At 72.3% G+C, this 20,649-nt stretch carries 21 protein-coding genes; 16 read left to right on the top strand and 5 right to left on the bottom strand.

Annotation, left to right across the window (positions count from 1 at the left end; translation table 11 throughout):
* The first annotated feature begins 29 nt into the window (after positions 1-29).
* Positions 30-3,584, top strand: coding sequence for a DNA polymerase III subunit alpha (dnaE, locus tag ABZX65_RS03600; RefSeq protein WP_355334082.1), 3,555 nt, complete (start codon positions 30-32; stop codon positions 3,582-3,584).
* Positions 3,585-3,748: 164 nt separating this feature from the next.
* On the opposite strand, the gene ABZX65_RS03595 is transcribed toward dnaE, so the two are convergent.
* A complete protein-coding gene (locus tag ABZX65_RS03595) occupies positions 3,749-3,925 on the bottom strand; it encodes a hypothetical protein (RefSeq protein ID WP_355334079.1) in 177 nt (58 codons plus the stop codon).
* A 226-nt stretch (positions 3,926-4,151) separates the two neighbouring features.
* On the opposite strand from ABZX65_RS03595, the gene ABZX65_RS03590 reads away from it, so the two are divergent.
* The 4 genes from ABZX65_RS03590 (at position 4,152) to ABZX65_RS03575 (ending at position 8,257) form a co-directional block, all read left to right on the top strand.
* Positions 4,152-5,402 carry an NYN domain-containing protein gene (locus tag ABZX65_RS03590; protein ID WP_355334076.1) on the top strand — a complete coding sequence of 417 codons (1,251 nt, stop codon included), beginning with the start codon at positions 4,152-4,154 and terminating at the stop codon, positions 5,400-5,402.
* A gap of 108 nt (positions 5,403-5,510) precedes the next feature.
* Entirely contained in the window at positions 5,511-6,593 is a 1,083-nt protein-coding gene (locus tag ABZX65_RS03585; RefSeq protein WP_355334073.1) for an ABC transporter ATP-binding protein, read from the top strand.
* 157 nt (positions 6,594-6,750) lie between these two features.
* Positions 6,751-7,572, top strand: a complete 822-nt coding sequence (locus tag ABZX65_RS03580; protein WP_355334070.1) for an ABC transporter permease — start codon at positions 6,751-6,753, stop codon at positions 7,570-7,572.
* Positions 7,573-7,606: 34 nt separating this feature from the next.
* Positions 7,607-8,257, top strand: a complete 651-nt coding sequence (locus ABZX65_RS03575; RefSeq protein WP_355334067.1) for a hypothetical protein — start codon at positions 7,607-7,609, stop codon at positions 8,255-8,257.
* A gap of 36 nt (positions 8,258-8,293) precedes the next feature.
* Here ABZX65_RS03575 and ybaK read toward each other — a convergent pair whose 3' ends face one another.
* The 3 genes from ybaK to ABZX65_RS03560 all read right to left on the bottom strand — a co-directional run bounded on the left by ybaK (position 8,294) and on the right by ABZX65_RS03560 (position 11,300).
* The gene (gene ybaK, locus ABZX65_RS03570) at positions 8,294-8,815 is read right to left on the bottom strand and encodes a Cys-tRNA(Pro) deacylase (protein ID WP_355334064.1); all 522 of its coding nucleotides are present in this window, start codon (positions 8,813-8,815) and stop codon (positions 8,294-8,296) included.
* 20 nt (positions 8,816-8,835) lie between these two features.
* Positions 8,836-9,594, bottom strand: a complete 759-nt coding sequence (locus ABZX65_RS03565) for an LON peptidase substrate-binding domain-containing protein (protein WP_355334061.1) — start codon at positions 9,592-9,594, stop codon at positions 8,836-8,838.
* Positions 9,595-9,794: 200 nt separating this feature from the next.
* On the bottom strand, positions 9,795-11,300 hold the full coding sequence (locus ABZX65_RS03560; protein ID WP_355334698.1) for an oxidoreductase: 1,506 nt from the start codon (positions 11,298-11,300) through the stop codon (positions 9,795-9,797).
* Positions 11,301-11,486: 186 nt separating this feature from the next.
* Here ABZX65_RS03560 and hisD point away from each other — a divergent pair, with 186 nt between their 5' ends.
* The 8 genes from hisD to hisF all read left to right on the top strand — a co-directional run bounded on the left by hisD (position 11,487) and on the right by hisF (position 17,332).
* Positions 11,487-12,800, top strand: a complete 1,314-nt coding sequence (gene hisD / locus ABZX65_RS03555; protein ID WP_355334058.1) for a histidinol dehydrogenase — start codon at positions 11,487-11,489, stop codon at positions 12,798-12,800.
* Entirely contained in the window at positions 12,785-13,942 is a 1,158-nt protein-coding gene (locus tag ABZX65_RS03550) for a histidinol-phosphate transaminase (protein ID WP_355334055.1), read from the top strand. Before hisD ends, ABZX65_RS03550 begins: the two co-directional genes overlap by 16 nt.
* A complete protein-coding gene (gene hisB, locus ABZX65_RS03545; protein WP_355334053.1) occupies positions 13,939-14,532 on the top strand; it encodes an imidazoleglycerol-phosphate dehydratase HisB in 594 nt (197 codons plus the stop codon). Before ABZX65_RS03550 ends, hisB begins: the two co-directional genes overlap by 4 nt.
* Positions 14,529-14,681 carry a hypothetical protein gene (locus tag ABZX65_RS03540; RefSeq protein WP_188280531.1) on the top strand — a complete coding sequence of 51 codons (153 nt, stop codon included), beginning with the start codon at positions 14,529-14,531 and terminating at the stop codon, positions 14,679-14,681. The genes hisB and ABZX65_RS03540 overlap by 4 nt, the downstream gene beginning before the upstream one ends.
* A 14-nt stretch (positions 14,682-14,695) precedes the next feature.
* Positions 14,696-15,343 (top strand): imidazole glycerol phosphate synthase subunit HisH, encoded by a 648-nt coding sequence (gene hisH / locus ABZX65_RS03535; protein ID WP_355334049.1) that lies wholly within the window; start codon positions 14,696-14,698, stop codon positions 15,341-15,343.
* Between the two features lie 110 nt (positions 15,344-15,453).
* Positions 15,454-16,179 (top strand): bifunctional 1-(5-phosphoribosyl)-5-((5-phosphoribosylamino)methylideneamino)imidazole-4-carboxamide isomerase/phosphoribosylanthranilate isomerase PriA, encoded by a 726-nt coding sequence (gene priA, locus ABZX65_RS03530; RefSeq protein WP_355334046.1) that lies wholly within the window; start codon positions 15,454-15,456, stop codon positions 16,177-16,179.
* Positions 16,176-16,580 carry a Rid family hydrolase gene (locus tag ABZX65_RS03525; protein ID WP_355334043.1) on the top strand — a complete coding sequence of 135 codons (405 nt, stop codon included), beginning with the start codon at positions 16,176-16,178 and terminating at the stop codon, positions 16,578-16,580. Before priA ends, ABZX65_RS03525 begins: the two co-directional genes overlap by 4 nt.
* Complete coding sequence (gene hisF, locus ABZX65_RS03520; protein WP_355334040.1) at positions 16,577-17,332, top strand: imidazole glycerol phosphate synthase subunit HisF; 756 nt, start codon at positions 16,577-16,579, stop codon at positions 17,330-17,332. The genes ABZX65_RS03525 and hisF overlap by 4 nt, the downstream gene beginning before the upstream one ends.
* 58 nt (positions 17,333-17,390) lie before the next feature.
* On the opposite strand, the gene ABZX65_RS03515 is transcribed toward hisF, so the two are convergent.
* Positions 17,391-17,993, bottom strand: coding sequence for a class I SAM-dependent methyltransferase (locus ABZX65_RS03515; protein ID WP_355334037.1), 603 nt, complete (start codon positions 17,991-17,993; stop codon positions 17,391-17,393).
* Between the two features lie 109 nt (positions 17,994-18,102).
* On the opposite strand from ABZX65_RS03515, the gene ABZX65_RS03510 reads away from it, so the two are divergent.
* The 3 genes from ABZX65_RS03510 to ABZX65_RS03500 all read left to right on the top strand — a co-directional run bounded on the left by ABZX65_RS03510 (position 18,103) and on the right by ABZX65_RS03500 (position 20,645).
* Positions 18,103-18,711: a helix-turn-helix domain-containing protein gene (locus tag ABZX65_RS03510; protein WP_355334034.1), complete on the top strand. Its 609-nt coding sequence runs from the start codon at positions 18,103-18,105 to the stop codon at positions 18,709-18,711.
* 61 nt (positions 18,712-18,772) lie between these two features.
* Positions 18,773-20,098: an MFS transporter gene (locus ABZX65_RS03505; RefSeq protein WP_355334032.1), complete on the top strand. Its 1,326-nt coding sequence runs from the start codon at positions 18,773-18,775 to the stop codon at positions 20,096-20,098.
* 52 nt (positions 20,099-20,150) lie between these two features.
* Positions 20,151-20,645 carry an FBP domain-containing protein gene (locus ABZX65_RS03500; protein WP_355334029.1) on the top strand — a complete coding sequence of 165 codons (495 nt, stop codon included), beginning with the start codon at positions 20,151-20,153 and terminating at the stop codon, positions 20,643-20,645.
* The last annotated feature ends 4 nt before the right edge of the window (positions 20,646-20,649 follow it).

The following is a 20,649-nucleotide window of genomic DNA, read 5'->3' as shown; positions in this document are numbered from 1 at the left end:
CGCCCCTCTCGCCGGAGGTATCGCCGCCCGTGACCGACCAGCCCTTCACCCATCTCCATGTCCACACCCAGTACTCGCTGCTGGACGGAGCGGCGAGATTGAAGGACATGTTCAAGGCGTGCAACGAGATGGGGATGAGCCATGTGGCCATCACCGACCACGGCAATCTGCACGGGGCGTACGACTTCTTCCACCAGGCCAAGGACGCCGGTGTCACGCCGGTGATGGGCATCGAGGCGTATCTCGCGCCCGAGTCGCGGCGGTACAACAAGCCCGTCAAGTGGGGCGCGCCGCACCAGAAGCGGGACGACATCTCGGGTGCGGGCGCGTACACCCACATGACCATCTGGGCGCGCAACGCCGTCGGGCTGCACAATCTCTTCCGCGCCCAGTCGCGGGCGGCCTTCGAGGGCTACTTCCGCAAGCCCCGGATGGACCGCGAACTGCTCAGCGAGTACGCCGAGGGCCTGATGGGCACCACGGGCTGCCCCTCCGGCGAGATCTCCACCCGCATCCGGCTCGGGCAGATGGACGAGGCGATCAAGGCCGCCGGCGAGTACCAGGACATCTTCGGCAAAGAGAACTTCTTCGTCGAGATCATGGACCACGACATCGACATCGACCGCCGGGCCCGCGCGGGCCTGGAGGAGATCGCCAAGAAGATCGACGCGCCCTTCGTCGTCACCAACGACTCGCACTACACGTACGCCAACGAGTCCTCGGCGCACGACACCCTGCTGTGCATCCAGACCGGCTCGAACATGTCGGACCCCGACCGGTTCAAGTTCGACGGCAGCGGTTACTACCTGAAGTCCGCCGCCGAGATGTACGCGATCGACTCCTCGGACGCGTGGCAGGAGGGCTGCCGCAACAGCCAGCTCCTGATCGCGAACCGGATCGAGACCGAGGGCATGTTCGAGACGAAGAACCTGATGCCCAGGTTCGACGTCCCCGAGGGCTACACCGAAGTGACCTGGTTCCGCGAGGAAGTGGCCCGCGGCATGGCCCGGCGCTTCCCCGCCGGCATCCCCGAGGACCGGCAGAAGCTCGCCGACTACGAGATGGACACCATCGTCCAGATGGGGTTCCCCGGCTACTTCCTCGTCGTCGCCGACTTCATCATGTGGGCGAAGAACAACGGCATCGCGGTCGGCCCCGGGCGTGGTTCCGCGGCCGGTTCGATCGTCGCCTACGCCATGGGCATCACCGACCTCGACCCGGTCCCGCACGGCCTGATCTTCGAGCGCTTCCTCAACCCCGAGCGCGTGTCCATGCCCGATGTCGACATCGACTTCGACGAGCGTCGGCGCGGCGAGGTCATCCGCTACGTGACCGAGAAGTACGGCTCCGACAAGGTCGCGCAGATCGCCACCTACGGCACCATCAAGGCCAAGGCCGCGATCAAGGACTCGGCCCGCGTGCTCGGTTACCCCTTCTCCATGGGCGACCGGATCACCAAGGCCATGCCCGCCGACGTCCTCGGCAAGGGCATCCCGCTCTCCGGCATCACCGACAAGGACCACCCGCGCTACAGCGAGGCGGGCGAGGTCCGGGCGATGTACGAGAACGAGCCGGACGTCACCAAGGTGATCAACTCGGCCAAGGGCATCGAGGGCCTGGTCCGGCAGATGGGCGTGCACGCGGCGGGCGTGATCATGTCCGCCGAGCCGCTGATCGACCACGTGCCGATCTTCTCGCCGAAGAACGACGGCGCGGTCGTCACGCAGTGGGACTACCCGAGCTGTGAGTCGCTCGGCCTGCTGAAGATGGACTTCCTCGGCCTGCGCAACCTGACGATCATGGATGACGCGGTCAAGTCGATCAAGGCCAACAAGGGCATCGACATCGACCTGCTGTCCCTGCCGCTGGACGACCCCAACACGTACGCGCTGCTCGGGCGCGGCGACACCCTGGGCGTCTTCCAGTTCGACGGCGGCCCCATGCGCGCCCTGCTGCGCATGATGAAGCCCGACAACTTCGAGGACATCTCCGCCGTCTCGGCCCTGTACCGGCCGGGCCCGATGGGCATGAATTCGCACATCAACTACGCGCTGCGCAAGAACAAGCAGCAGGAGATCACCCCGATCCACAAGGAGCTGGAAGAGCCGCTCCGCGAAGTCCTCGACATCACCTACGGCCTGATCGTCTATCAGGAGCAGGTGCAGAAGGCCGCCCAGGTGCTGGCCGGTTACTCGCTCGGCCAGGCCGACCTGCTGCGCCGCGCGATGGGCAAGAAGAAGAAGGAAGTCCTCGACAAGGAGTTCATCCCCTTCCAGGCGGGCATGCGCGAGCGCGGCTACTCCGACCAGGCCATCCAGGCGGTCTGGGACGTGCTGGTGCCGTTCGCCGGATACGCCTTCAACAAGGCGCACTCCGCCGCGTACGGCCTGGTCTCCTACTGGACCGCGTATCTCAAGGCCAACTACCCGGCCGAGTACATGGCGGGCCTGCTGACCTCGGTCAAGGACGACAAGGACAAGATGGCGCTCTATCTCAACGAGTGCCGCCGGATGGGCATCAAGGTGCTGCCGCCGGACGTCAACGAGTCCAACGCCAACTTCACACCGCGCGGTGACGACACGATCGTCTTCGGCCTCACCGCCGTGCGCAACGTCGGGACGAACGTGGTGGAGTCGGTGGTCCGCAGCCGCAAGGCCAAGGGGCGGTACGCGACCTTCCCGGACTTCCTCGACAAGGTCGAGGTGGTGGCGTGCAACAAGCGGACCGTCGAATCGCTGATCAAGGCCGGCGCGTTCGACACGATGAAGCACACCAGGCGCGGTCTGACCGAGCACTTCGAGACGATGATCGACAACGTGGTGCAGGTCAAACGCAAGGAGGCCGAGGGCCAGTTCGACCTGTTCGGCGGCGCGGGGGAGGAGGGCGACGACACCCCGGCCTTCGGGATGGACGTGGTCTTCTCCGACATCGAGTGGGACAAGACGTATCTGCTCGCGCAGGAACGGGAGATGCTCGGCCTCTACGTCTCCGACCATCCGCTCTTCGGCATCGAGCACATCCTCAACGACAAGACGGACGCCGCGATCGCCGCGCTGGCCGGTGACTACTCCGACGGCGCGATCGTCACCATCGGCGGCATCATCTCCGGGCTCCAGCGGAAGATGACCAAGCAGGGCAACGCGTGGGCGATCGCCACCGTCGAGGACCTGGCGGGCTCGGTCGACTGCATGTTCTTCCCCGCCACCTACCAACTGGTCTCGACCCAACTCGTCGAGGACGCCGTGGTCTTCGTCAAGGGGCGGCTCGACAAGCGGGAGGACATCCCGCGGCTGGTGGCGATGGAGCTGATGGTCCCCGACCTGTCGGACGTGGGCACCAACGCGCCGGTGATGATCTCCATCCCGACGGTCAAGGTGACCCCGCCGCTGGTGGCCAGGCTCGGCGAAGTGCTCTCCAGCCACAAGGGCAACACCGAGGTACGGGTGAAGCTCCAGGGCGCGCGCACGACCACGGTGCTGCGGCTCGACCGGCACCGGGTGACCGCGGACCCCTCGCTCTTCGGCGACCTCAAGGCCCTGTTGGGCCCCGCGTGCCTGGGCGCCGCGCAGCAACAGGCGGGCTGATCACCGGCGCGGCGGGCGGGTCGACCGCCGGAGCGGCGCGCGCGTTGACCGCCGGGCCGGGGGCGGGTTGACCGCCGGGGCGCGGGCCGCACGAGCCCGGCGCGCGTGATGTGAGTGCGGGGGCACCCCTGGTGGAGGGGTGCCCCCGCGACCACGCGGTGGGACTAGTTGTGGCCGAACTTCTGCTTGTTCTGCTTGTGCGAGAAGTCCTGCGCGGGCGCCATCTCCGGCTGGTTCTCGTCCATCGGGCGCTGCGTGCGCTCCCGCTCCTCGGTGGCGGCGGCGCCGCGCTGCTGGTTCTGGTTCTCGCGCTGACGGTTCTGGTTCTTGTTCTTAGCCACGATCGTCTCTCCTAGTGGGGGATGTCGGCCGTTGGCCTGGTGGCCCATCGGCCGCCATCAGATTTGCATGGGAGTACGAAGCGCGCATTTCGGGCAGTTGACGGAGTGGGGCGGCCGGAAAAGTGACCACCGCCACGCCGATGATCGGGTTCGAGGTCATAACCCCCGAGCATTCGGGCAGACTCGGGGGAAATCCGTGCCGGGGGGCGACCGGAAGAGGTGCAACATGGACCGCTGCGTCGTCCTGGTGGACGCAGGCTACCTACTGGGTGCTGCGGCGAGTCTGTTGGCGGGTGAACCCTCCCGGTCCCGGATCACCGTTGATCATGCCGCCGTCGTCGCTGGCCTGCGCGAACGTGCCGAGTTGGAGACCGGTCAGCCACTGCTGCGGATCTACTGGTTCGACGGCGCACCCGACCGGGTTCCGCAACCGGAACACCGTCGGCTGCGGGTGATGCCCCGAGTGACCGTACGACTGGGCGCACTCACCCGGACGGACGGCCGGTGGGCGCAGAAGGGCGTGGACGCCGCCATGCACGCCGAGCTGTCGGAGCTGGCCCGCAACCGCGCGTGCTCCGACGTCGTCCTGGTGACCGGTGACGGCGATCTGCTGCCCGGCATGATGTCCGCCAAGGAGCACGGCGTCGCCGTGCACCTGTGGGCCGTCCAGGCCGCCGACGGGGACTACAACCAGTCGGAAGACCTGGTCGCGGAGGCCGACGAGCGGCGCGTGCTGGACCGCCAGTGGATCACCGCGGCGATCAGGGCCCGCGAGATCCCCGGCGTCTGTCCGCCGCCCGGCCCGCGCCCGGAGATCGCCGCGATCCTCTCCGCGCCGCTGCCCGAGTCGGCCTCGGGCGGCGAGCGGCTGGCGCCCCCGGAGGAGCGGCCGGGCAAGAACGGCGCCGCGCCGGAACCGGCGGCGGCCGAGAGCACACCGCCGGGCAAGGTTGCCCCGCCGGAACCCGCCGGTCCCACCGTGCCCACCCCGAAGGATCTCGCCGATCTCGGCCGCAGCCACGCCGCCCCCGCGCCGCCGCCGGCCCAGCCGGCCCCCAGCGCCACCCTGCGCTGGTCGTCGGACAAGGGCTGGACCGACCGCGGCGCGGGCGCCGACCTGCCCGACACCAGCGGCCTGCCCACCCTCGCCCAGCTCACCTCCGCCGAGCAGCGCTGGGCGGACCGCGAGGCCGACATCACGGCGGTCAGCGGCGACCCTTTCGAGGTCGGCCAGGTCTTCGCCCGCCGCTGGATCGCCCGCCTCACCGACACCTCCCAGCTCCAGCAGCTCTCCACCCACTACCCCCGCGTCCCGCACCGCATAGACGGTGAGCTGCTGCGATACGCCGCCCGCTTCGGCCTGCTCGCCCACAAGGACGACCAGATCGACGAGCACGACCGGTACGCGATCAGGGCCGGATTCTGGCGCGAGGTCGACGCCCACGCGGTCGCCGAGCACGCACCCGCGGGGGAGTGAGCGGCCGGGCCCGCGCCCTCCCGCGCCTCGGGCGGGTCCGAGGGGAAAGCGGGTGAACCGGGCCCCCCTTGCGCCGGATGCCGCGTGCGGCGCGTACTCTCGATCCTCGTGAGTACGGGCACGGAGGAGACGGCGCCCCCAGCGGTCGCCACAGCCCGCGACACGGTGTGCACCGTGCGCGGTCTGGTCAGAACGTACCCGGCCGGTTCCGCGGCCAGGGGCCGAGGGCTGCGCCGCCGCCGTACCGCCGCCGACCAGGCACCCGAGACCGCCGCGGCGCCCAGGCCCGGTGTCGTACGCGCCAACGACGGCATCGACCTCGACGTCGGCCGCGGTGAACTCTTCGGCATCCTCGGCCCCAACGGCGCGGGCAAGACCACCCTGGTCCGCCAGCTCACCGGCCTGCTGCGGCCCGACGCCGGATCGATCGACCTGCTCGGCCACGACCTCGTACGCCACCCGGACCGGGCCTCCCGGCTGGTCGGCTACCTCGGCCAGGAGTCGTCCGCGCTGGACGAGCTGACCGTCGCGCTCGCCGCCGAGACCACCGGACGGCTGCGCGGCCTGGACGCGCGCGCCGCCCGCGCCGAACGCGACGCCGTCCTGGACGAACTCGAACTCGGCCCGATCGCGGGACGCCCCATCAAGCGCCTCTCCGGCGGCCAGCGGCGGCTGGCCTGCTTCGCCGCCGTCCTGGTCGGCCAGCGGCCCGTCCTGGTCCTCGACGAGCCCACCACCGGCATGGACCCGGTCGCCCGGCGCGCGGTGTGGGCCGCGGTCGGCCGCCGCAGGACCGAGCACGGCGCGACGGTGCTGCTGGTCACCCACAACGTCATCGAGGCGGAGAACGTCCTGGACCGGGTCGCCGTGCTCGACCACGGCAAGGTCATCGCCTGCGACACCCCCACGGGCCTGCGGTCGCTGGTCGCCGACGAGGTCAGGCTCGACCTCGTGTGGCGCGACGAGCCGCCGATGTCGCTGCCCGCCATCGCCGCCCTGCACCCGCTCGCCGACATCTCGGGCCGCCGCTGGACGCTGCGGCTGCCCCAGGAGCGGGCCCGCGCCGCCGTCGCCGAGGTCACCGGGGGACCGGCCTTCGCCGCCCTGGACGACTTCACCCTGGCGATGCCCAGCCTGGAGGACGTCTACCTCGCGCTCGGCGGCAGGGGAGAGGGCCTGGTGAAGTCATGAGACGGGTCCCCCCGCGGTCCGCGCCGCCCCGGCCGGCGGTCGCGCCGTACGACCCCGCCCTCCGGCCGTACGCACCCGCCCCCAGGCGGTGCGACCCCGTGCTTTCGCCGTACGACACGGCCCCGCCGTGTTCCGCACCGACGCGTGGAGCCTGCGTATGAGCGTGCTCACCCCAACCGTTCCCGCGCCCCGGGGCGTCGCCGCGCAGCAGTCCGGCGCCGCGCCGCTCGCGCCGCGGGCCCGGCTGTGGCCCGCCTTCGGCGCGGTCTACCGCGCGCAGCTCTCGCGGGCCCGGGTGGCCCGGATACCGCTGCTGTTCGTCGCCACCTTCCAGTCCGTCGGGATCATGGTGATGATGCGCGGAGTGGTCGACGGCGGGGACGGGGAGGCGGCGCGCTCGGTCGTCGCGGGCTCCAGCGTCCTGGTGGTCGCCTTTGTCGCGCTCAATCTGCTCGCGCAGTACTTCGGACAGCTCAGGGCGTCCGGCGGACTCGACCACTACGCGACGCTGCCGGTGCCGCCGGCCGCCGTCGTCCTCGGCGCGGCGGGCGCGTACGCGTCCTTCACCGTGCCCGGCACCCTCGTGACCGCCGTGACGGGCTGCGTCCTGTTCCATCTGCCGCTGGCCAATCTGTGGATTCTCGCCGTCGTGATCCCGCTGGCCGGGGCCGCGCTCTCCGGCCTCGGCGCGGCCCTGGGGCTGCTTGCGCCGCGGCAGGAGATCGCCACGCTCTTCGGCCAGTTGGGCATGTCGGCGGCGCTGCTGCTCGGCGTGCTGCCCGCCTCGCACATGCCCGCGCCGATCTCCTGGGCGCGCGATCTGCTGCCCTCCACGTACGGCGTCGAGGCGTTCGCCCGCACCTTCGGCGGGCATCCGCACTGGGCCGCGGTCGTCGGCGACCTGTCCGTGTGCGCGGCTGTCGGCGTCGGCTCGCTGGCCGTCGCCACCTGGGCCTACCGCAGGGCGGCCTGCCGATGAAGCGACGGACAGGCAGACCTGGCACGATGGGCGGGTGACCGCACCCCTGACGCCGCATGATCAGCCGCCGCCGTTCCCGCCGTACCCGGGCGCAGGCCCCGGTGGAGGCGACGGCAAGGGGGACCGGCCCTCACCGGTCGCCGAGTTGGGCCGCGCCGCGCTCGTCGCGGTCGCCGTCACGGTGTGCGGGGTGTTCCTCGGGCTGCTGTGGGCGTGGCTGTCACCGCGCGTCCCGCTGATCTCGGACGGCAAGTACATCTACCTCAAGGACACCGAGGGCGAAGAGGCGATCGGCGGCGACGGCACCTTCGTGCTGATCGCGCTGTGCCTGGGCGCGCTGACCGCCCTCGGCGTCTTCCTCTGGTACCGCCGCGGCGGCGTCGCCGTGGTCCTCGGCCTCGCGGTCGGCGGCGTCCTCGCCTCCCTCGTCGGCTGGCGGCTGGGCATCGCCCTCGGACCGACCGTCCACATCAAGGCACACGCCAAGGAGGTCGGCCCGAACGTCGTCTTCGACGGGCCGCTGAAGCTGCGCGCCAAGAGCGCGCTGGTCGCCTGGTCGGCGGCGGCGATGCTGGTGCACCTGGGCCTGACCTCGCTCTTCGGGCCGCGTGACCCGCAGCCGGTGTACGTGGCGCCGCAGCCGTGGGGCGCGCCGCCGCCTCCGCCGCCGCCCCCGGCGCAGTGACGCTCTCCCGCTCAAGGCGAGGTCGAGACGTCCCGGTCAGATACGGGAGATCCGGGCCGTCACCGCTGAGGTGAGCGTCACCAGGTCGGTGGGGGACAGCTCCAGCTCCAGGCCGCGCTTGCCCGCGGAGACGAAGACCGTGGGGAAGCCGAGCGCCGAGGCGTCCAGGGCCGTGGGCAGGCGCTTGCGCTGGCCCAGCGGGGAGATCCCGCCGAGCACGTAACCGGTGCTGCGCTCGGCGTCGGCCGGCGCCGCCATCGTGGCGCGCTTGCCGCCGACCGCCGCGGCCAGCGCCTTGAGGTCGAGCGAGCCCGCGACCGGGACGACCGCCACGGTCAAAGCGCCGTCCACCTCCGCGACCAGCGTCTTGAAGACCCGGCCCCGGACCTCGTCGGGGGGCACCCCGAGCGCCGCGCCCAGCGCCGCCGCGGCCTCGGCGCCGTAGGAGAGTTCGGACGCAGGGTCGTGCGCGTAGGCGTGCACGGTGAACGGCAGGCCCGCCTTCTCCAGGGCGACCGTGGCCGGGGTGCCTCCGGCCGCACGCGCCTTCTTCGCCATCGCCGACCCCCTGATGCGCGCTAGTTGGCGCTGATCGCCTGGTGGGTGAGTTCCACCGCGGGCAGTGACGGCAGCTTGTCGATCACCGCGCTCTCGCGGCGCAGCAGCCGCAGTTCGGCCGTCAGTCGGGCGGCGGTGTCCGCCGCCTCCAGCAGCTCCTGCTTCACCGAGGTCTCCACGACCACCGCCGCCGCGACGAGATACGACAGCACCGTGGCGTCGTCGGGGAACTCCTGCCCCGGCGCGAGGGTGCGCTCGCGCGCCCCGGCCAGCCGCTTCTGATATGTGCCGAACACCCGTGAGACCTCGGAGGCCAGCGCGCCCGCGCCCGCGCCGGGCTCGTCCGGCAGCTCCTCGTACTCGGCCGTCAGATAGGGCCCGCTCGCGTCCACCGACAGCAGCTTGAACCGGATCAGACCCGTGGCCACCAGTTCGTACCCGCCGTCGTCGCGCTCCGCGATGCCCGCCGCGTCCGCGATGCACCCGTAGCCGTACAGCGCCGCCTCCGGGTCCTCGCCGAGACCGGCGGCCGGACCGGTGTCCCCGCCGTCCTGGCCCGTCGGAGCGACCTCCTGGCCGTTCTTGATCGCCACCACGCCGAAACGCCGCGGCGCGTTCTCGGGCAGCGCCAGCAGATCGCCCACGAGCGCGCGGTACCGCTCCTCGAAGACGTTCAGCGGCAGCACCAGGCCGGGAAAGAGCGCCGTACTGAGCGGGAAGAGCGGAAGACGATCGGTCACAGTGAGCAAGGGTACGGGCAGTACGCCCGCCTTAGGCATCCGCTGCGCCCCTCGGGGCCGCGGCGGGCCCCGAAACGCCGCCGATCGGTTGAGCGGGGGTGACGCACCTCATGGCTGCCGCCCGGCTCTCCCGCACACGGCGCCCGCCCGGCCCTGACGGCTGTCGTCCGGCCGTCCGGCCCGCCCGGCTCTGACGGCTGTCGTCCGGCTCGACCGCGGCCGAGGGCGGCCGCCCGTGCTCAACCGCGGCTGAGCATGCGGGAGGCGCCCGCGGCGACCGTGGTGGCCAGGGTCCAGCCGAGCAGGGTGAGCAGGGAGGCCACCCACTGGCTGACGCCGACCTCCCGCCACGCGTTGTCCTGGCCGAGGTCGATCACCGGCAGGAGCAGGTCAAGGGCGTAGAGCGCGGGGCTCCAATGCGGCCGGTAGTCGTTCCCCGCCGGGGGCGGCGTCCTGTGGAGGGCGAAGTACAGCGCGCCCAGCGCCCACAGCACCGCCATCCACACCGCCGCCCGGCCGGGCCGGTAGCCGTATCCGACCGTCACGTCCTGGAGCCACCCCCACGCCCGCCCGGCCGGCGGCAGCGACTCGCGGCGGCGGCGCTGCTTGGCCAGCAGCACCTCGCGGGCGTGCGCGTCCTCGCCGCCCGCCCGCAGTGCGGCGGCCAGCCGCTCGTACGGGCCGGGACTGTATTCCGGCGTCGCCGCGTTCAGCCACGCGACGCGCTCGCGCAGCGGGAAAGCGGTGCGCGGGGTCAGCGCCTCGTACGAGAAGTCCGTCAGATCGACCTGCCCAGGCCCCGGCCAGCTCTGCGGCGCGTCGGTCAGCCGCCCCACCCGCGCGCCCGCCAACGACACCGGCCCGCTGGGCGGCGTCCCCAAGGTGATCCGCAACTCGGGCGTCTGCAAGCGCCGTAGCGAGAGCTGCTGCCCTTCCCCCAGCCGGAACCGCGCCCGGTCGATCACCACGGCGTTGCCCACCCGGGCGTCGTCCAGCCGCACCCCGCCCTCCGCGCTGAATTCCCTGCGGGCTGTGCCGGACGGCTCGCCGCCGCCCGCGGGGTCCGTCCCGCCGGGAGCCGCGGTCGTGTCGGGCGAGCGGTTCGCGGGCCAACTGGTGGTGAGGTAGACGGTGTGCTCGACCGTCGTGCGGGCGGCGTTGAGCGCGTCGCGGCCGTACGGATTGCGCAGGGTGGCCCCGCGCAGGTTGAGACGGCCGCCGACGCGGGCGCTGCGGAGGCTGAACTCGCCGCGCAGGTCGAGGAGTTCGGCGTCCAGGTCCTGGCCGACGGTGAGACCGTCGGCGGCGATGGCGCGGCCGTGGCGGTCGCGGCGGACGGTGAGCTGGTTGAGCAGGAGGTCGGTGCCGATCTGGGCGTCGGTCAGGCGGATGCCGCCGGTCACGACGCACTGCGGCAGATGCAGGTCACCGGTGATCTGGAGCCGGGCGGCCTCCAGCCGCGGGAGGTGGCAGCGCACCAGCCGGACACTGCCCGCCCGGCACTCCGGCAGCAGCACCTGGTCCTCGAAGCGGCAGTCGTCGAACTGCACGTAGGGGGCGACGGTGCCGCCCGCCAGCGACAGACGGCCGGTGATCCGCAGGCCCGCCAGTTTGAGCGCCGCCACCCGCCCCGGCTCCGGCGGCGGCCCGTCCAGCAGCAGCTGCGCGACGGCGTCGGCCCGTACCGCGGGCGTCCCCCCGGCCCCCGCCCCGAAGGCCGCACCGAGCCGGAAGGCCCGCCACATCCCCTGCTCCACAGCCGTCCAGTCGCCCGGCGGCCCCTCACCACGACGCTCGCTCACCCTTCCCCCTCCCACGACCCGCCGCCACGCTAGGGCATGCCCGCGACAGCGGCGGGCCCGTCCCGGGCGGCGTATCACGGAGTGGAACCGCGGAACGTCCCCCATGCCCGGGTCTCTACACTTGGCAGGGTGATCTCCCGAATCGATCTGCGCGGTGCCGCCTTCCCCGAGGGCGGGATCGACCGCGACCTGCTGCCCCGAGCCGAGTTCGACGTGGAGGCGGCGCTGAACACCGTGCGGCCGATCTGCGAGGACGTGCGCCATCGCGGCACGGCGGCGGTCATCGAGTACGGAGAGCGGTTCGACGGCGTCAGGGTCGACCGGCTGCGGGTGCCCGAGCGGGCGCTGAGCGACGCGCTGGCCGCGCTCGACCCGGCCGTGCGCGCCGCGCTGGAGGAGTCGATCCGCCGCGCCCGCCTGGTCCACTGCGAACAGCGCCGCCAGGACGTCACCACACGGGTCGTGCCCGGCGGGACCGTCACCGAGAAGTGGCTGCCCGTCCAGCGCGTGGGCCTCTACGTGCCCGGCGGCCTCGCCGTCTACCCGTCGTCCGTCGTGATGAACGTCGTGCCCGCGCAGGAGGCCGGGGTCGAGGGCATCGCGGTGGCCTCCCCGCCGCAGAAGGACTTCGGCGGCTCCCCGCACCCCACCATCCTCGCCGCCTGCGCGCTGCTCGGCGTGACCGAGGTGTACGCCACCGGCGGCGCGCAGGCCGTCGCGATGTTCGCGTACGGCACCGACGAGTGCCGCCCGGTCAACCTCGTCACCGGCCCCGGCAACATCTACGTGGCCGCCGCCAAGCGCCTGCTCAAGGGCCGGATCGGCATCGACGCCGAGGCCGGGCCCACCGAGATCGCGATCCTCGCCGACGCCGCCGCCGACCCCGGCTACGTCGCCGCCGACCTGATCAGCCAGGCCGAGCACGACCCGCTCGCCGCCGCCGTCCTGGTCACCACCTCGCCCGAGCTGGCCGACGCGGTCGACAAGGAGCTGGAGGCCCAGGTCGAGGCCACCCGGCACACCCAGCGGATCACCGCCTCGCTCACCGGCCGCCAGTCGGCGACCGTGCTGGTCGACACCCTCGACCAGGGCCTTGAGGTGGTGGACGCCTACGCCGCCGAGCACCTGGAGATCCAGACCGAGGACGCCGCCGTCGTCGCGGCCCGCGTGCGCAACGCGGGCGCGATCTTCGTCGGCCCGCACGCCCCCGTCTCGCTCGGCGACTACTGCGCGGGCTCCAACCACGTCCTGCCCACCGGCGGCTGCGCCTGCCACTCCTCGGGCCTGTCCGTGCAGTCCTTCCTGCGCGGCATCCACGTCGTGGACTACACGCGCGACGCGCTCGCCGAGGTCGCCCACCACGTGGTGACGCTCGCCGAGGCCGAGGACCTGCCCGCGCACGGCGCCGCGGTCAAGGCCCGCTTCGGATGGGACCTCCCGTGACCGGCATCGACGACCTGCCCATCCGCGACGAACTGCGCGGCCAGTCCCCGTACGGCGCGCCCCAGCTCGACGTGCCGGTGCGGCTGAACACCAACGAGAACCCGTATCCGCTGCCCGACGCGCTGGTCGCCCGGATCGCCGAGCGCGTCACCGAGGCCGCCCGGCAGCTCAACCGCTACCCGGACCGGGACGCCGTCGAGCTGCGCACCGAGCTGGCCGCGTATCTGTCCAGGACCGCGGGCCACCGCGTGGGCAGCGACCAGGTGTGGGCGGCCAACGGCTCCAACGAGGTCATCCAGCAGCTCCTCCAGACCTTCGGCGGCCCCGGCAGGACCGCGATCGGCTTCGAGCCGTCGTACTCGATGCACGCGCTGATCTCGCGCGGCACCGGCACCGGCTGGATCTCCGGGCCGCGCGACGCGGAGTTCCGGATCGACGTGGACGCGGCGGTCCGCGAGATCCACCGCCGCCGCCCCGACGTGGTGTTCGTCTGCTCGCCCAACAATCCGACCGGTACGGCCGTGGACGCCGCGACCGTACTGGCGCTGTACGAGGCCGCGCAGGCCGCCAAGCCGTCGATGGTGGTGGTGGACGAGGCGTACGGCGAGTTCTCGCACCGCCCGTCGCTGCTGCCGCTGATCGAGGGCCGCCCGCACCTGGTGCTGACCCGCACCATGTCCAAGGCGTTCGGCGCCGCCGGGCTCCGGCTCGGCTATCTGGCGGCCGACCCCGCCGTGGTGGACGCGGTACAGCTCGTCCGGCTGCCGTACCACCTGTCCTCGGTCACCCAGGCGACCGCGCTGGCCGCCCTGGAGCACACCGACACACTGCTCGGCTACGTCCAGCAGCTCAAGGACGAACGGGACCGGCTCGTCGCCGAGTTGACGGCGATCGGCTGCGCGGTCACCGAGTCCGACGCCAACTTCGTGCAGTTCGGCCGCTTCGCCGACAGCCACGCCGCCTGGCAGGCGATCCTCGACCACGGCGTCCTCGTCCGGGACAACGGCGTCCCCGGCTGGCTGCGGGTCTCCGCGGGCACCCCGGCGGAGAACGACGCGTTCCTCGACGCCGTCAGGACCGTGGTCAAGGAACACAGCGACCAGCAGCACATCAGGCACCACCGTACGGAGGAGTCCGCATGACCCGCGTGGGCCGCGTGGAGCGCAGCACCAAGGAGACGTCCGTCGTCGTCGAGATCGACCTGGACGGTACGGGACAGGTGGCCGTCTCCACCGGTGTGGGCTTCTACGACCACATGCTCGACCAGCTCGGCAGGCACGGCCTGTTCGACCTGTCGGTGAAGACCGAGGGCGACCTGCACATCGACACGCACCACACGATCGAGGACACCGCGCTCGCGCTCGGTGCCGCGTTCAAGCAGGCGCTCGGCGACAAGGTCGGCATCTACCGCTTCGGCAACTGCACGGTCCCGCTGGACGAATCCCTCGCCCAGGTGACCGTGGACCTGTCGGGCCGCCCCTACCTGGTGCACACCGAGCCGGAGAACATGGCGCCGATGATCGGCTCCTACGACACCACGATGACCCGGCACATCCTGGAGTCCTTCGTCGCCCAGGCGCAGATCGCGCTGCACGTCCACGTGCCGTACGGGCGCAACGCGCACCACATCGTGGAGTGCCAGTTCAAGGCGCTCGCCCGGGCGCTGCGCTACGCCAGCGAGCGCGACCCGCGCGCCGCCGGAATCCTGCCGTCGACCAAGGGCGCGCTATGAACACGTACTCGACCCTCTTCATCCTGCTCGGGCTCTTCCTCGCCGGAGGCGTCTACTCCTTCTGGCAGCAGAAGCAGTCCAAGAGCATGATCGCGGTCCTGGCCATCGGCTCCGTGATGGCGCTGGCGGCCGGGCTGCTCCAGCTCTAGCGGGAGGAGCCGACATGACTGGACTGAGGCACAAGAGCGTGGTCGTCCTCGACTACGGCTTCGGCAACGTCCGTTCGGCCGAGCGGGCGCTCGCGCGCGCCGGGGCCGAGGTGGAGATCACCGCCGACTTCGGCCGGGCGATGAACGCCGACGGGCTGCTGGTGCCCGGCGTCGGCGCCTTCGCCGCCTGCATGGCGGGCCTGAAGGGCGTACGCGGCGACTGGATCGTCGGCCGCAGGCTGGCCGGCGGACGGCCGGTCATGGGCATCTGCGTCGGCATGCAGATCCTCTTCGCCCGCGGCATCGAGCACGGCGTGGAGACCGAAGGGCTCGACGAGTGGCCCGGCACGGTCGAGCCGCTGAAGGCGCCCGTCGTCCCGCACATGGGCTGGAACACCGTACGGCCGCCCGCCGACTCACGGCAGTTCGCGGGCCTGGACACCGACGCCCGCTTCTACTTCGTGCACTCCTACGCGGTGCGCGAGTGGGAATTCGACACGCACAACGCGGCGATCCGCGCGCCGAAGGTCACCTGGGCCACGCACGGCGAGCCGTTCGTGGCCGCGGTGGAGAACGGCGCGCTGTGGGCCACCCAATTCCACCCGGAGAAATCCGGCGACGCGGGCGCCCAGTTGCTCACCAACTGGCTGGACACCCTCTAACGCGGTCTCACGCGTCAACCGCTCGACCCGTTAGTCCCTCTCACTCGCCGCCTGGCCCCCTTCCACCGTCCGCTTTCACCTCCTCCCTTCTACGACGTAGGACGCACCCGATGAACAGGCTCGAACTCCTCCCCGCCGTCGACGTCCGGGACGGCCAGGCCGTACGCCTCGTGCACGGCGAGTCCGGATCCGAGACGTCCTACGGCGACCCGCACGCCGCCGCGCTGGCCTGGCAGGCGGCGGGCGCGGAGTGGCTGCACCTGGTGGACCTCGACGCGGCCTTCGGCACCGGCGACAACCGGGCGCAGATCGCCGAGGTGGCCCGTTCGATGGACATCAAGGTCGAGCTGTCCGGCGGCATCCGCGACGACGACACGCTCGCCGCCGCGCTGGCCACCGGCTGCACCCGCGTCAACCTCGGCACGGCCGCGCTGGAGACCCCGGAGTGGGTCGCCAAGGTCATCGCCGAGCACGGCGAACGGATCGCGGTCGGCCTCGACGTGCGCGGCACCACGCTGCGCGGCCGGGGCTGGACCCGCGACGGCGGCGACCTCTACGAGACGCTGGCCCGGCTGGACTCCGAGGGCTGCGCGCGGTACGTCGTCACCGACATCGCGAAGGACGGTACGCTCCAGGGCCCCAACCTGGAACTGCTCGCCGGGGTCTGCGCCGCCACCGACCGGCCGGTCGTCGCGTCCGGCGGCGTCTCGTCCCTCGACGACCTGCGCGCCATCGCGACTCTCGTGCCGCGGGGTGTCGAAGGCGCGATTGTCGGAAAGGCGCTCTACGCCAAGGCGTTCACCTTGGAAGAAGCCCTGGAGGCGGTATCACGATGACGGAGACCCCCGCAGTACGGCGCGACCAGTCCGAAAGCCCGCTGGAGGAGACCATCGGTTTCGCCCGCGCCGTCGCGGCGGGGGACCTGGTCCTGGTGTCCGGCACGATGCCCCTCGTCGACGGCGAGGTGCGCGGCGAGGGCAGCCCGTACGAACAGGCCCTGCTCGCCTTCGGGAACGCGCTGGCGGCGATCGAGCCCTTCGGCCTCGGGCCCGACAGCGTGATCCGCACCCGTATGTACATGAGCCACGCCAGGGACGCCGACGACGTCGGGCGTGCCCACCGGGAGCTGTTCGGGGCCGTGCGGCCCGCCGCCACCATGGTCGTGGTGGCCGGTTTCATGGACTCCCGCGTCCTGGTCGAGGTGGAGATCGAAGCCTACCGAGGAGCCGGCAGATGACCCTCGCGGTCCGTGTCATCCCCTGCCTCGACGTGGACAACGGCCGCGTCGTGAAGGGCGTCAACTTCCGGAATCTGCGGGACGCGGGCGACCCGGTGGAGATGGCCAAGCTCTACGACGCCGAGGGCGCCGACGAGTTGACCTTCCTGGACATCACCGCGTCCTCCGGCGACCGGGAGACCACGTACGACGTCGTCCGCCGTACGGCCGAGCAGGTCTTCATCCCGCTCACCGTGGGCGGCGGTGTGCGGACGGTCACGGACGTGGACCTGCTGCTGCGCGCGGGCGCCGACAAGGTGGGCGTCAACACGGCGGCCATCGCCAGGCCCGAGCTGATCCGGGAGATCGCCGAGCGGTTCGGCCGGCAGGTGCTGGTGCTGTCGGTGGACGCGCGGCGCACCCCCTCGGGTTCCTTCGAGGTCACCACGCACGGCGGGCGGCGCGGCACCGGCATCGACGCGGTGGAGTGGGCGCAGCGCGCGGCCGAGCTGGGCGCGGGCGAGATCCTGCTCAACTCGATGGATGCGGACGGCACCAAGGACGGCTACGACACGGAGATGATCGCGGCCGTCCGCAAGCTGGTGACGGTCCCGGTGATCGCCTCCGGCGGCGCGGGCCGCCTCGCCGACTTCGCGCCCGCGGTGGCGGCGGGCGCCGACGCCGTACTGGCCGCGTCCGTCTTCCACTTCGGCGACCTGCGGATCGGCGAGGTCAAGACGGCGCTGCGGGAGGCCGGGCACCCGGTGCGCTGAGCACGGGGTTTCCGTCGGCCGCCGCTCTCCATGTGCGGCGGCTCCGCTTTTCAGCGGCTCAGTCCTGGCGGCGGGTGCAGACCAGCGCCGCGAGGTCCGGCGCGAGCGGTATCTCCACCGAGCGCAGCGTCGGGTGCTCCAGCCAGTGCAGCCTGGCCAAATCGGGGCTGCCCTCGTGCAGCGGCGGCCACCGGTCGGCGGGCGTGAAGTCGTCCACGACGAGGACGCCGCCGGGCCGCAGCAGCTCCACGGGATCGGCCGCCTCGTCCCCCTTCCCCTGGCCGCCGCCGTCCAGGACCAGCAGGTCGAAGGGGCCGTGCGCGGCGATGTCCTTCCAGTCGCCGCATTCGACGGTGACCTGCGGCGCGAGGTCCGAGAACAGCCAGGCGGCCGTTTCCGCGCGCCCCGGATCGCGCTCGACGCTCACCGCGGTGGCGTCGTCCCGCATGCCCGTGACCAGCCAGCCGAGCCCCACTCCGAGTCCGGTACCGGTCTCGCCGATACGGGTGGCGCCCGCGGCGAGCGCGCGCAGCAGGCGGCCCTGCTCGGGGCGGCAGGAGTAGGGGAAGCCGAGCTGCTGTGCGGTGCGGGCGGCGCGTTCGACCAGCGGGGGCAGGTCGCCGGGGCCGCGGAGGTGCGCGCGGGTGCCGTCGAGTGACATGCCCGACATCCTGCCGGGGGCGCCCGGTCCACTGCCGGTGAACAGATGAGAAAGAGAAGTTGCACAAATTAGATTGCGCAACTTTTCTTTCCTATCTAGGCTGGTGGTCGTGCCAGAAAAAGACGACGCCCCCCGGCCCCGGGCCCAGCGCATCACCGACCTCGACGCGCTGAAGGTCTTCACCCACCCGCTGCGCATCCAGCTCTACCGCCACCTGGTCACCTCGGGTGCCGCCACCGCCTCCCACCTGGCCGACCAGGTGGACGAGGCGGTGTCCCTGGTCAGCTACCACCTGCGCAAGCTCGCCGCCCACGGCTTCATCGTCGAGGCCCCCGAGAAGAGCACCGACGGCCGCGAGCGCTGGTGGAAGGTCTCCGCCGAGCGCGGCTTCTCCTTCCGCAGCGGGGACTTCACGGACCGGCCCGAGGGCGCAGCCGTCGTCAACGAGGTCACCAGGCAGCTCCTGGCCAGCCGCTACGAGCGGTACGAGCGCTACCTGGCCCAGCAGGCCGCCTGGGCGGGGGAGTGGACCGACGCCTCCTTCAGCTCCGAGTACATGCCGCGGCTCAGCGCCGCCGAACTCCACGAGATGGACGAGGAGATCACCGCGCTCATGCGCCGCTGGATCGACCGCGGCAAGGCGGCGGTCGAGGCGGGCGACACCGAGGGCCGGGAGCTGGTGGCCGTGCAGATGTACGGATTCCCGTTCCGGGAGTGACCGCGGAAGGCCCCTGAGACCGCGCCCGACCCGACGTCGAGACCAGAGGAGGGCCGCCACCATGACGGCGACCGCGATACCCGCAACACCGCACGGCAGGCCCGCGCACAAGGACGGGAACGTCCTGCGCTGGCTGATCGCGTACACCGCGTCCATGCTCGGCGACTGCGTCTACTTCCTCGCCCTCGGCTTCGCCGCCGCCAAGGTGGCGCCGCCGACGCAGGTGGGCCTGGTGATGGCGGTCGGCGCGGTGCCGCGCGCGGTGCTGATGCTCGGCGGGGGAGTGATCGCCGACCGGTTCGGGCCGCGCAAGGTGGTGATCGGGAGCGACGCGGTGCGCTGCGCGCTGATCCTCGGCGCCGCGGCGACGCTGGCGCTCTCCTCGCCCGGGCTGTGGCTGCTGGTCGTCGTCTCGCTGCTCTTCGGCGTCGTGGACGCGCTGTTCATGCCGGCCGTCGGCGCGCTGCCGCCGCGGATCGTCGCCGCCGACCAGCTCACCCGCTTGCAGGGCATGCGGTCCCTCACCATCCGCTTCGGCACCATCGTCGGACCGCCGGTCGGCGGCCTCGCGATGGGGCTCGGCGGCGCCACGGCCGCCTTCGCCCTGGCGGGCGCGCTCTTCGCGGTCTCCGTACCGCTGCTGATCGCCACCCGCATGAGCCCGCTGCCCGAGGCGCCCGCCGGGAGCGACCGGTCCGAGGAGGGCGCGAGCGCCTGGCGGGATCTGCTCGACGGACTGCGGTACGTCCGCCGCCACCGGCTCGTCGGCCCGCTGGTCCTGTCCGCCGCCATCTGCGAACTGGGCCTGGTCGGCCCGTTGAACGTCGGCATGATCCTGCTCGCCCAGCACCGCGGCTGGGGCTCGTCCGGCTACGGCTGGATCATCGCGGGCTTCGGCGCGGGCGCCGGGTGCGGCGCGCTGCTGCTGACCGTACGGGGCCGTCTGCCGCGGGCCGGGGCCGTCCAGATCGGCGCCCTGTTCGCGGGCGCCGCGGGCGTCGGCCTGATCGGCGTGGCGCCCTCGCCGGCCCTCGCGGTCGCCGTCGCCGCGCTGAGCGGCCTGTTCTGCGGCATCTGCGGCAGCCTCGCGTACGCCCTCATCCAGTCGGCGGCCGACCCCGGCTACCTCGGCCGCGTCACCTCGGTGATGAGCCTCAGCAGCTTCGGCCTCGCCCCCCTGGCCTACCCCCTCTTCGGCGCCGCCGTCGCCGCCTGGGGCCCGGCCCCCGTCTTCCTCACCAGCGCCGTCCTCACCATGACCGGAGGCGTCGTCGGCCTCGCCACCCCCGCGATCCGCACCGCGGAACTTCCCCGCGGGAAGCGGTCGCCGCGCCCGGCGGCGGACGTGACGGCTCCCGCCGAGCCGGTGGCCGCGGGCCGGGACTGACGCCGAGAAAATGCTGTGACGTGCGCGGGGGCCTCCTGTTAGCTTCGCGCTCATGGACCCGCTCGGTGATGCAGAGATTCGCGGCTCGTTCGTCAATTGCTCCAAGGGGGAGGCGAAGCGGATCAGCCTGCCCAGGGATCTGGGCGACCTGCCGTGGAGCGACCTGGACTTCCTCGGCTGGCGCGACCCCGGCGCCCGCGACCGCGCCTATCTGGTGCGGCCCGGCGACGAGCCCGTGGGCATCGTCCTGCGGATCGCCCCCGGCGCCCGGCGCAATCTGATGCGCAGCAGCCTCTGTTCCCTCTGCCTCACCGGCCACTCCGGCGGCGGCGTCGACCTCCTGGCGGCCCCGCTCGCGGGCGCCGCCGGCCGCCAGGGCAACACCGTCGCCCTCTACATGTGCGCCGACCTCGCCTGCTCCCTCTACGTCCGCGGCAAGAAGAGCTCCGTCCTGGTCAAGCGGCTTGAGGAGACCCTCACCCTCGACGAACAGATCGCCCGCACCCTCCGCAACCTCGACGGCTTCCTCGCCAAGGTCGTCGCCTAGCCGG

This window comes from Streptomyces sp. NPDC003300 (assembly GCF_040610915.1).
In the GTDB taxonomy this organism is placed as follows: domain Bacteria; phylum Actinomycetota; class Actinomycetes; order Streptomycetales; family Streptomycetaceae; genus Actinacidiphila.
Note: the sequence above shows the minus strand (reverse complement) of the source record. Positions and strands in the feature narration are given on the sequence as shown.

Excerpts from the sequence above, each read along its gene's own strand:
- ABZX65_RS03560 (WP_355334698.1), bottom strand. The coding sequence starts at position 11,300 with ATGTGGCGGGCCTTCCGGCTCGGTGCGGCCTTCGGGGCGGGGGCCGGG.
- ABZX65_RS03505 (WP_355334032.1), top strand. The coding sequence starts at position 18,773 with ATGACGGCGACCGCGATACCCGCAACACCGCACGGCAGGCCCGCGCAC.
- ABZX65_RS03515 (WP_355334037.1), bottom strand. The coding sequence starts at position 17,993 with ATGTCACTCGACGGCACCCGCGCGCACCTCCGCGGCCCCGGCGACCTG.
- ABZX65_RS03525 (WP_355334043.1), top strand. The coding sequence starts at position 16,176 with ATGACGGAGACCCCCGCAGTACGGCGCGACCAGTCCGAAAGCCCGCTG.
- priA (WP_355334046.1), top strand. The coding sequence starts at position 15,454 with ATGAACAGGCTCGAACTCCTCCCCGCCGTCGACGTCCGGGACGGCCAG.
- ABZX65_RS03580 (WP_355334070.1), top strand. The coding sequence starts at position 6,751 with ATGAGCGTGCTCACCCCAACCGTTCCCGCGCCCCGGGGCGTCGCCGCG.
- ABZX65_RS03565 (WP_355334061.1), bottom strand. The coding sequence starts at position 9,594 with ATGCCTAAGGCGGGCGTACTGCCCGTACCCTTGCTCACTGTGACCGAT.
- ABZX65_RS03500 (WP_355334029.1), top strand. The coding sequence starts at position 20,151 with ATGGACCCGCTCGGTGATGCAGAGATTCGCGGCTCGTTCGTCAATTGC.
- ABZX65_RS03540 (WP_188280531.1), top strand. The coding sequence starts at position 14,529 with ATGAACACGTACTCGACCCTCTTCATCCTGCTCGGGCTCTTCCTCGCC.
- hisB (WP_355334053.1), top strand. The coding sequence starts at position 13,939 with ATGACCCGCGTGGGCCGCGTGGAGCGCAGCACCAAGGAGACGTCCGTC.
- ABZX65_RS03550 (WP_355334055.1), top strand. The coding sequence starts at position 12,785 with ATGGGACCTCCCGTGACCGGCATCGACGACCTGCCCATCCGCGACGAA.
- ybaK (WP_355334064.1), bottom strand. The coding sequence starts at position 8,815 with ATGGCGAAGAAGGCGCGTGCGGCCGGAGGCACCCCGGCCACGGTCGCC.
- hisH (WP_355334049.1), top strand. The coding sequence starts at position 14,696 with ATGACTGGACTGAGGCACAAGAGCGTGGTCGTCCTCGACTACGGCTTC.
- ABZX65_RS03590 (WP_355334076.1), top strand. The coding sequence starts at position 4,152 with ATGGACCGCTGCGTCGTCCTGGTGGACGCAGGCTACCTACTGGGTGCT.
- hisF (WP_355334040.1), top strand. The coding sequence starts at position 16,577 with ATGACCCTCGCGGTCCGTGTCATCCCCTGCCTCGACGTGGACAACGGC.